We start from the raw sequence: 9,509 nt of genomic DNA, 5'->3' as shown, positions 1-9,509 counted from the left end.
GTCGCCCACCTACCCGGGCATGCTGGCCCTGGCCCGCGCGGCCGGCCTGCGCCCGGTCCCGGTGCCGGTGGATCCCGACGGCGTCCGCCCCGGCCTGCTCGCCGACGCCTTCCACGCGAGCGGCGCCCGGGTGTTCGTCTGTCAGCCGCTGTTCCAGAACCCGACGGGTGCCGTGCTGGCCCCCGACCGGCGCGCGGAGGTGCTGCGCATCGCCCGCGAGGCCGGCGCGTTCGTCGTCGAGGACGACTTCGTACGGCGCCTCGTGCACGCCGACTCCCCTCCGCTGCCCCGCCCGCTGGCCGCCGACGACCCGGACGGCGTGGTGGTGCACGTCGGCTCGCTGACCAAGGCGACCTCGCCCAGCTTCCGGGTCAGCGCCCTGGCCGCGCACGGGCCCGTGCTGGAGCGCCTGCGCGCCATCCAGGTGGTGGACAGCTTCTTCGTCCCCCGGCCGCTGCAGGAGGCCGCGCTGGAACTCGTCGGCTCACCGGCCTGGCCCCGCCATCTGCGGGCCCTCTCCGCCGAGCTGCAGGCGCGCCGCGACGCCATGACGGCCGCGCTCACCCGGGACCTGCCGGAACTGGCCCTGCCGCACGTCCCGTCCGGCGGCTACCACCTCTGGCTCCGTCTGCCCGACGGCACCGGGGAGCCGGCCCTGACCGCCGCCGCGCTGCGTGCCGGGGTGGCCGTCACGCCCGGCCGCCCCTACTTCAGCAACGAACCCCCGGCCGCCCACCTCCGGCTCAGCTTCGCGGCGGTGGCCGGCACCGGCGAGATCGCGGAGGGGGTCCGGCGGCTGCGGGCAGCCTGCGAGGAGGTGCTCCGGACCTAGCACAGCCCGGGCAAAACGATTCGACGCGCGCCTTTCCGCCCTGTGAGGATGCGGGCCATGAGCGATGCGCCCGACCTCCCGGACGGCTACGAGTTCTCCGCCGACACCGCCCGCGTCGACGTGGCCCGCGTCCACCGCTGGCTGTCGGCCGACGCGTACTGGGCGATCGGACGCTCCCGGGACAGGCACGAGCGGGCGATGGCGTCCTCGCTGAACTTCGGGGTGTACGACCGGGCCTCGGGCGAGCAGGTGGCGTACGCGCGCGTGGTCACCGACCAGGCGCTGTTCGCCTGGCTCGCCGATGTCTACGTCGACCCGGCGGCGCGCGGCAAGGGTGTCGGCACGGCGTTCGTCGGCCGCATCCGCGACCACCTGAAGCCGTACGGGCTGCGCCGGATGGTGCTCGCCACGCACGACGCCCACGGCGTGTACGAGAAGCTGGGCTTCCGGCCGCTGGACCGCCCGGACCGGTGGATGGTGCATCTGTTTGAGTGAGCGGGCGGTTACCGCAGGTAGCTCATAGGGTGCAGCTCTTGACCTGCGCACACGAGCGGCAGAGCATCGCCGCATGCCACTGAGGGTGACGTTCGTCGCCGCCGCGCGCAGCTCCCCCCTGCTCGCGGAGCGCTTCGAGGACGACCGGCCGCTGGACCAGGCGGGCTGGGACGAGGTGCAGCGCGTCGCAGGGGATCTGCTGCCGCTGGCGGCGGCCGACCTGCGCTACTGCTCACCGACCCCGCGCAGCCGCGCCACCGGAGACGCCCTGGGCTACGCCCCGCTGGTCCAGCCGGCGCTGCGCGACTGCGACATGGGCCGCTGGCGCGGGCTGACGCTGGGCGAGGCCATGGCCCGCGAGCCGGAGGCGGTGGACGCCTGGCTCGCCGACCCGCGCTCCACCCCGCACGGCGGGGAGTCCCTGCTGGCCTTCATCTCCCGGGTCGGCGGCTGGCTGGACACCCGGCCGGTGGACGACGGCGGCCGGTACGTCGCGGTCGCCGAGCCCTCCGTGATCCGCGCCGCCCTGGTCTACGCCCTGAAGGCGCCGCCCTCGATCTACTGGAACATCGACGTCCGACCGCTGTCCACGACCACCGTCGCCGGCCGCGCGGGCCGCTGGAACCTCCGCTTCGACGGCGTCGCCGCTCAGCCCTCGCGCACGTAGCCGGTGGTCAGCACCAGGTCCTTCGCCGGGCCGCCGACCCGCCACACCGTGCCCCAGTGGCCGGCGTCCCGCACGGTGAACTCGCCCCGGTAGAGGTCGGCCGCGCAGGGGTGCTCGGCGACGTGGCGCCCCGAGCGCAGATCCAGCGCGTGGAAGGGCCGGCCGTCGGCGAACCGCACGTCCGCCGTGCCCGGCGTGTCCCCGGGCAGAAACCGCAGGGTCCGTGTCGCGGGCCGAGCCACCCCCTGCCAGGTGAACGTGCCGGACTCCTCGTGCAGCAGCCCGCCGCCCGCAAGCGCCCCGAAGACCGTGACCCCCTCGAAACGCCCCCGCTCGCCGCTCGCCAGGTCCCGCACGTCCCGCTCCACGCGCCACCGCCCGGCCAGATACGCCAGCACGTCGGCCACCGGCCAGTAGCCGCCGCCCATCGGCCCGCCTCCTCTCCGCCACCCCGTCGACCCGCTCCATTGTCCGGCACACGGTGCCTCGGGCGACCGGGCCCCCGCCCGGCGGCGCGGTCAGACGCCGAAGTACTTCTGGGCCGCCCGCACCCCCGCCACCAGGGCGTCCACCTCGGCAGGCGTGTTGTAGACGTAGAAGCTCGCGCGCGTGGTCGCCGGGATGCCGTAGCGCACGACCGGGCGGGGCGCAGTGGTGGCCGACACGCACGGCCACGCCCCGCTCGTCCAGCACCTGGCCGACGTCGTGCGGGTGGATGCCGTCGACCGTGAAGGAGACCGCGGAGCCCCGGCCGTCCGGGCGGGCTCGACGGGGCCGAGGCCGCCCACCTGTGGCTGGTCCGGCATGGGCTGCTGCCCGACCGGGTGAGCCTGAACGGCAGGCAGTCCGGCCGGCTGCGCACGCTGCGCGAGGCGCTGCGCGCCCTGTTCGGGGCGTACGCCACCGGCGCGCGGCCGCCCGCCGACGCCCTGGACGCCCTCAACGCCGCTCTCGCCGCCGCCCCCGCCACGCCCCGGCTCGCCTGGAGCGCCGACGGCCCGCGCCGGGACGACGTGCCCGACACCGGCAACCCGGCCGCCGCCGCGTTCTCCCTCCTCGCCGAGGACGCCGCCGACCTGCTCACCGGCGCCGACGCGGCGCGGCTCGCCGAGTGCGCCGCCCAGGGGTGCGCCCGCTGGTTCCTGCGCTCCCACGGCGCCCGACGCCGGTGCACCACCCAGTGCGGAAACCGGGTCCGGGCGGCCCGCGCCTACGCGGCCCGCAAGGGCACGTCACCGTGACCCGCGGACGAAAGTCGCGCCGGGAGTGATCCAGGAGCGCGTCGGGCGCATCTCTACGAGACGAAGGGTCGTCCGTGCTTCCCGGAGACGGCGGCCGACGCCGAACGGACGAGAGAGCTCATCCCCCGATGCCGAAAACCCTCTCCAGGCAGATGCTCGCCTTCGCCGCGGTCGGAGTCGTGAACACCGCCGTCTACTCCTGCCTCTACCTGGTGCTCCTGACGCGCCTGCCCTACCTCGCGGCGCACGTGCTCGCCTTTCTGGCGAGCATGGTGGGGTCCTTCTTCCTGAACGCCCGCTTCACCTACCGGACCAGGCCCACCTGGCGGAAGTTCCTGCTGTTCCCGCTGACCAACGCCATGAACTTCCTGGTCACCACGGCCGGGGTGTACGTGATCGTGGACGTGCTGCACGCGGGGAACCGCTTCGCACCGCTGGCCGCCTCGGCGGCGGCGATCCCGGTGACCTTCGTGGTGTCCCGCTGGGTGATGCTCCCCAAGTCGATTGCATAAACGTGCAGCGAAACGTATAGTCATGCCATCCAGGAGGAGGACGGACATGGCGGTACGAGCGGCGGTCGCCGGCGCGAGCGGATACGCGGGCGGAGAGGTCCTGCGGCTGCTCCTCGGGCACCCCGAGGTCGAGATCGGCGCCCTGACCGGCAACTCCAACGCCGGGCAGCGGCTCGGCGCGCTCCAGCCGCACCTGCGGCCACTGGCCGACCGGGTCCTCTCCGAGACCACGGCCGAGGCCCTCGCCGGGCACGACGTCGTCTTCCTGGCCCTGCCGCACGGGCAGTCCGCCGCCGTCGCCGAGCAGCTCGGCCCCGACGTCCTCGTGGTCGACATGGGCGCCGACTTCCGGCTGAAGGACCCGGCCGACTGGGAGAGGTTCTACGGCTCCCCGCACGCCGGCACCTGGCCCTACGGCCTCCCCGAACTTCCGGGCGCCCGCGCCGCGCTGGAGGGGTCCAAGCGCATCGCGGTGCCCGGTTGCTACCCCACCGCCGTCACCCTCGCCCTGTTCCCGGCGTACGCGGCACGGCTGGCCGAGCCCGAGGCCGTGATCGTCGCCGCCTCCGGCACCTCCGGCGCGGGCAAGGCACCCAAGCCGCACCTGCTCGGCAGCGAGGTCATGGGCTCCATGTCGCCGTACGGCGTCGGCGGCGTCCACCGGCACACCCCCGAGATGATCCAGAACCTCAGCGGGGTGGCGGGCGAGAGCGTGCGGGTCTCCTTCACCCCGACCCTGGCGCCGATGCCCCGTGGCATCCTCGCCACGTGCAGCGCCAAGGCCGCACCGGGAGTGACGGCGGACTCCGTCCGCGCCGCCTACGAGAAGGCGTACGCCGGTGAACCGTTCGTCCACCTGCTGCCCGAGGGCCAGTGGCCCGCGACGGCCGCCGTCCACGGGTCGAACGCCGTTCAGGTGCAGGTCGCGTACGACGAGTCCGTGGGCCGCGTCATCGCGATCAGCGCCATCGACAACCTGGCCAAGGGCACCGCGGGCGGTGCCGTCCAGAGCATGAACATCGCCCTGGGTCTCTCCGAGACCACCGGACTTTCCACGATCGGAGTCGCACCGTGAGCGTCACGGCAGCCAAGGGATTCACGGCGGCGGGCATCGCCGCCGGGATCAAGGAGAACGGCAACCCGGACCTGGCTCTGGTGGTCAACAACGGGCCGCGCCGTGCCGCCGCGGGCGTCTTCACCTCCAACCGTGTGAAGGCCGCGCCGGTGCTGTGGTCCGAGCAGGTCATGAAGAGCGGCCAGGTCTCCGCCGTCGTCCTCAACTCCGGTGGCGCCAACGCCTGTACGGGCCCCAAGGGCTTCCAGGACGCCCACGCCACCGCCGAGAAGGCGGCCGAGGTGCTCGGCCGGGGCGCGATCGAGGTCGCCGTCTGCTCCACCGGCCTGATCGGTGTGCTGCTGCCGATGGACAAGGTGCTGCCGGGCATCGAGACGGCCGCCGCTCAGCTGTCCGAGCACGGCGGCGAGAAGGCGGCCATCGCCATCAAGACCACCGACACCGTCCACAAGACGTCCGTCGTCACCAGGGCCGGCTGGACGGTCGGGGGCATGGCGAAGGGCGCCGGCATGCTCGCCCCGGGGCTGGCCACCATGCTGGTCGTCCTCACCACCGACGCTGACCTCGACAGCGAGACCCTGGACCGGGCGCTGCGCGCGGCCACGAAGGTCACCTTCGACCGCGTCGACTCCGACGGCTGCATGTCCACCAACGACACCGTGCTGCTCCTCTCCTCCGGCTCCTGTGGCATCACCCCGCCGTTCCCGGAGTTCGCGGAGGCCGTGCGGCAGGTCTGCGACGACCTGGGGCAGCAGCTGATCCGGGACGCCGAGGGCGCCAGCAAGGACATCAGGATCGAGGTGGTGGGCGCGGCGACCGAGGAGGACGCCGTCGAAGTCGGCCGCTCCATCGCCCGCAACAACCTCCTCAAGTGCGCGATCCACGGCGAGGACCCCAACTGGGGCCGCGTGCTCTCCGCGATCGGCACCACGAGGGCCGCCTTCGAGCCCGACCAGCTCAACGTCGCGATCAACGGCGTCTGGGTGTGCAAGAACGGCGGCGTCGGCGAGGACCGCGAGCTGGTCGACATGCGCTACCGCGAGGTGCACATCGTCGCCGACCTCGCCGCGGGCTCCGAGACCGCGACGATCTGGACCAACGACCTGACCGCCGACTACGTCCACGAGAACAGCGCCTACTCCTCATGAGCACCACGCGTAAGCACACCGCGCTCCCCAAGGCGCAGATCCTCATCGAGGCGCTGCCCTGGCTGGTCAAGCACAACGGCAAAACGGTCGTCATCAAGTTCGGCGGCAACGCCATGGTCGACGAGGACCTGAAGGCCGCCTTCGCGCAGGACGTCGTGTTCCTGCACCACGCGGGCCTCAAGCCGGTCGTCGTCCACGGCGGCGGCCCGCAGATCAGCGCCGCCCTCGACCGGCACGGCATCGTCAGCGAGTTCAAGGCCGGCCTGCGCGTCACCACCGAGGACGCCATGGACGTCGTACGGATGGTGCTCGCCGGGCAGGTCCAGCGGGAGCTGGTCGGCCTGCTCAACCGGCACGGCCCGCTCGCCGTGGGCCTCACCGGCGAGGACGCGCACACCATCACCGCCACCCGGCACCAGCCCGAGATCGACGGGGAACTCGTCGACATCGGGAGGGTCGGCGAGATCACCGAGATCGACACGGGCGCGATCGAGGCCCTGCTCGCCGACGGCCGCATCCCGGTCGTCTCCTCCATCGCCCGCAGTCAGGACGACGGACATGTCTACAACGTCAATGCCGATACGGCGGCTGCGGCACTCGCTGCTGCACTGGGCGCCGAGACCCTCATGGTCCTCACCGACGTCGAGGGCCTCTACGAGGACTGGCCGAACTCGGACGAGGTGATCAGCCGCCTCACCGCCTCCCAGCTGGAGAAGCTGCTGCCGGAGCTGAGCTCCGGCATGGTGCCGAAGATGGAGGGCTGCCTGCACGCCGTCCGGGGCGGCGTGCACACCGCCCGCGTCATCGACGGCCGCGTCCCGCACTCCATCCTGCTGGAGATCTTCACCGACGAGGGCATCGGCACGATGGTCGTGCCCGACGAGAAGCCGGACGAACAGGGGGAGTCATGAGCAACCAGGAACTGACCGCGCGGTGGCAGGGCGCGCTCATGAACAACTACGGCACCCCGCGGCTGCCCCTCGTGCGCGGCGAGGGCGTCCTGGTGTGGGACAGCGAGGGCCGGGCGTACCACGACTTCGTCGGCGGCATCGCCACCAACGCCCTCGGCCACGCCCACCCGGCGATCGTCGAGGCCGTCACCCGGCAGATCGCCTCCCTCGGCCACATCTCCAACTTCTTCATGGCCGAGCCCACCGTCGCCCTCGCCGAGCGGCTGCTGCAGCTCTTCGGCCGCGAGGGCCGGGTGTTCTTCTGCAACTCCGGCGCCGAGGCCAACGAGGCCGCGTTCAAGATCGGCCGGCTGACCGGGCGGACCCGCATGGTCGCCACCGAGGGCGGCTTCCACGGCCGCACGATGGGCGCGCTCGCCCTCACGGGGCAGCCCGGCAAGCGGGACCCGTTCCGGCCGCTGCCCGGCGACGTCACCCACGTGCCCTACGGCGACGCGCAGGCGCTGGCCGCGGCGGTCACCGAGGAGACGGCCCTGGTCGTGATCGAGCCGATCCAGGGCGAGAACGGGGTGGTGGTGCCCCCGGCCGGCTACCTCAAGGCCGCGCGCGCCATCACCGCCGCCACCGGTGCCCTGCTCGTCCTCGACGAGGTGCAGACCGGCATCGGCCGCACCGGCACCTGGTTCGAGTACCAGGCACACGAGGGCGTGCTGCCCGACGTCGTCACCCTCGCCAAGCAGCTCGGCGGCGGGCTGCCGCTCGGCGCCACCGTGGCCTTCGGCCGCGCCGCCGAACTGCTGCAGCCCGGCCAGCACGGCACGACCTTCGGCGGCAACCCGGTCGCCTGCGCCGCCGGACTCGCCGTGCTCGACACCATCGCGGGCGAGGGCCTGCTGGAGAACGTCAAGCGGCAGGGCGAGAAGCTGCGGGAGGGAATCGAGGGACTGGGCCACCCGTTGATCGATCACGTGCGGGGTGCGGGCCTGCTCCTGGGTATCGTGCTCACCGGGCCGCGCGCGCCGCAGGTGCAGCAGGCGGCCCAGGAGGCAGGGTTCCTGGTGAACGCCCCCGCCCCCGACGTCGTACGGCTGATGCCGCCGCTGAACCTGCGCGACGCCGAGGTGGGTGCCTTCCTCCAGGCGCTGCCGGGCATTCTCGACGCAAGCGGGGACGGACGATCCGGAGAATGAGACGACGATGAGCCAGGCCCAGGACCACGAGCAGCTGACCAGTGCCGGGCCCGCCGTGCCGCAGACGCGCACCGCGCGGCACCGCCGGATCGTGGACATCCTCAACCGGGAGCCGGTGCGCTCGCAGAGCCAGCTGGCCAAGCTGCTCGCCGACGACGGGCTGAGCGTCACCCAGGCGACGCTCTCCCGCGACCTCGACGAGCTGAACGCGGTGAAGATCCGCAACACCGACGGCGACCTGATCTACGCGGTGCCCAGCGAGGGCGGCTTCCGCACCCCGCGCGCCCCGCTGGGGGAGTCGGCGAAGGAGGAGCGGATGCGGCGCCTGTCGCAGGAGCTGCTCATCTCCGCCGAGGCGTCGGCGAACCTGGTCGTGCTGCGCACCCCGCCCGGGGCCGCGCAGTTCCTCGCGTCGGCCATCGACCAGGCCGAACTGCACGACATCCTCGGGACGATCGCCGGTGACGACACGCTGCTGCTGATCAGCCGGGACCCGAGCGGGGGGCAGGCGCTGGCGGACCACCTGCTGCGGCTCGCGCAGAACGGGCACTGACCGGCATGCGGGGCGCGCACCCGCGGCGGACAATGGACGGGTGAGCTCCCGCGACGGGCGGTCAGGCGGGCGGGCAATCTCCTGGCGGCCCTCGGCCGTATACAGAAGTGTGTCGAGTTTGCGGTTCCCCGTGGGCCGGCTCCCGGACGAGGCGTTGCTGTCCGGACTGGCCACCGGAGACCCGGAACTGGCCGTCGTGTTCGTCCGCAGGTTCCAGCACCGGGTCTTCGGGGTGGCCATGGCCGTCACCGGGGACCAGCAGCTCGCCGAGGACGTCGCGCAGCAGACCTTCGAACGCGCGTGGCGACACGCGCAGATCTACGACTCGCGCCGTGGGTCGGTCACCACCTGGCTGACCACCATCGCGCACAACCTGGCCATCGACGCCGTCCGGGCGCGGCGTGCCGAACCGGTGGCACCGGAGGACCTCGATTCCCTCCTCGGCGTCGTGAGCGACACCCCCGAGCGGTGGGCGCTGGCCGACGAGGCCTCCGCCCAGCTGCGGGCCGCCGTGGCGCGGCTGCCACGGGAACAGGCCCGTGCCCTCATGATGGCGGGCATCTACGGGATGACGGCCCAGCAGGTCGCCGACGCCGAGCACATCCCGCTGGGCACCGCCAAGACACGAATCAGGGCGGCGATGATCAAACTGCGCACCACACTGGGGGCTTCGAAGCGAGGCGACCATGTCCAGTGACTGCGAGAAGCTGCGGGAGATCGGCGCCGAGCTGGCGCTGGGCGTGCTGCCCGGCCGCGAGCGGGCGGAGGCGGTCGCCCACCTGGACCGGTGCGCGGACTGCCGGGAGTCGGTGCGGCAGCTGACCCTGGTCGGCGACCGGCTGATCGGCCTGCTGCCGGACGCCGAACCACCGCCCGGCTTCGAGA

At 73.1% G+C, this 9,509-nt stretch carries 13 protein-coding genes and 1 pseudogene; 12 read left to right on the top strand and 2 right to left on the bottom strand.

Annotated elements, in window-relative coordinates:
• From ACLU3S_RS33420 to ACLU3S_RS33410, 3 genes are all read left to right on the top strand, one after another.
• A partial coding sequence (locus ACLU3S_RS33420) for a PLP-dependent aminotransferase family protein (RefSeq protein WP_413955737.1) occupies positions 1–832 on the top strand: 832 nt, incomplete at its 5' end.
• Positions 833–889: 57 nt separating this feature from the next.
• Complete coding sequence (locus ACLU3S_RS33415; protein WP_413955736.1) at positions 890–1,327, top strand: GNAT family N-acetyltransferase; 438 nt, start codon at positions 890–892, stop codon at positions 1,325–1,327.
• A gap of 73 nt (positions 1,328–1,400) precedes the next feature.
• Complete coding sequence (locus ACLU3S_RS33410; protein WP_413955735.1) at positions 1,401–1,994, top strand: histidine phosphatase family protein; 594 nt, start codon at positions 1,401–1,403, stop codon at positions 1,992–1,994.
• Here ACLU3S_RS33410 and ACLU3S_RS33405 read toward each other — a convergent pair.
• Entirely contained in the window at positions 1,976–2,422 is a 447-nt protein-coding gene (locus tag ACLU3S_RS33405) for a DUF6314 family protein (RefSeq protein ID WP_413955734.1), read from the bottom strand. The genes ACLU3S_RS33410 and ACLU3S_RS33405 overlap by 19 nt on opposite strands.
• A 90-nt stretch (positions 2,423–2,512) precedes the next feature.
• Positions 2,513–2,750, bottom strand: a pseudogene (locus ACLU3S_RS33400) (aminotransferase class V-fold PLP-dependent enzyme); the annotation flags it as partial.
• 32 nt (positions 2,751–2,782) lie between these two features.
• On the opposite strand from ACLU3S_RS33400, the gene ACLU3S_RS33395 reads away from it, so the two are divergent.
• The 9 genes from ACLU3S_RS33395 to ACLU3S_RS33355 all read left to right on the top strand — a co-directional run.
• A complete protein-coding gene (locus ACLU3S_RS33395; protein WP_413955738.1) occupies positions 2,783–3,235 on the top strand; it encodes an ABATE domain-containing protein in 453 nt (150 codons plus the stop codon).
• Positions 3,236–3,363: 128 nt separating this feature from the next.
• Positions 3,364–3,747, top strand: coding sequence for a GtrA family protein (locus tag ACLU3S_RS33390; protein WP_413955733.1), 384 nt, complete (start codon positions 3,364–3,366; stop codon positions 3,745–3,747).
• A 46-nt stretch (positions 3,748–3,793) separates the two neighbouring features.
• Positions 3,794–4,822 (top strand): N-acetyl-gamma-glutamyl-phosphate reductase, encoded by a 1,029-nt coding sequence (gene argC, locus ACLU3S_RS33385; RefSeq protein WP_413955732.1) that lies wholly within the window; start codon positions 3,794–3,796, stop codon positions 4,820–4,822.
• Positions 4,819–5,970 (top strand): bifunctional glutamate N-acetyltransferase/amino-acid acetyltransferase ArgJ, encoded by a 1,152-nt coding sequence (gene argJ / locus ACLU3S_RS33380; RefSeq protein ID WP_413955731.1) that lies wholly within the window; start codon positions 4,819–4,821, stop codon positions 5,968–5,970. Before argC ends, argJ begins: the two co-directional genes overlap by 4 nt.
• Complete coding sequence (gene argB / locus ACLU3S_RS33375; protein WP_413955730.1) at positions 5,967–6,881, top strand: acetylglutamate kinase; 915 nt, start codon at positions 5,967–5,969, stop codon at positions 6,879–6,881. The genes argJ and argB overlap by 4 nt, the downstream gene beginning before the upstream one ends.
• On the top strand, positions 6,878–8,071 hold the full coding sequence (locus tag ACLU3S_RS33370) for an acetylornithine transaminase (protein ID WP_413955729.1): 1,194 nt from the start codon (positions 6,878–6,880) through the stop codon (positions 8,069–8,071). Before argB ends, ACLU3S_RS33370 begins: the two co-directional genes overlap by 4 nt.
• A 7-nt stretch (positions 8,072–8,078) precedes the next feature.
• Positions 8,079–8,624, top strand: a complete 546-nt coding sequence (locus tag ACLU3S_RS33365) for an arginine repressor (RefSeq protein WP_413955728.1) — start codon at positions 8,079–8,081, stop codon at positions 8,622–8,624.
• A 109-nt stretch (positions 8,625–8,733) separates the two neighbouring features.
• Positions 8,734–9,321: an RNA polymerase sigma factor gene (locus ACLU3S_RS33360; RefSeq protein ID WP_413955727.1), complete on the top strand. Its 588-nt coding sequence runs from the start codon at positions 8,734–8,736 to the stop codon at positions 9,319–9,321.
• A partial coding sequence (locus tag ACLU3S_RS33355) for a zf-HC2 domain-containing protein (protein WP_413955726.1) occupies positions 9,311–9,509 on the top strand: 199 nt, incomplete at its 3' end. The genes ACLU3S_RS33360 and ACLU3S_RS33355, both read left to right, overlap by 11 nt.

Origin of the sequence: Streptomyces sp. AF1A, from assembly GCF_047340315.1 — a bacterium.
GTDB lineage: Bacteria > Actinomycetota > Actinomycetes > Streptomycetales > Streptomycetaceae > Streptomyces.
Note: the sequence above shows the minus strand (reverse complement) of the source record. Positions and strands in the feature narration are given on the sequence as shown.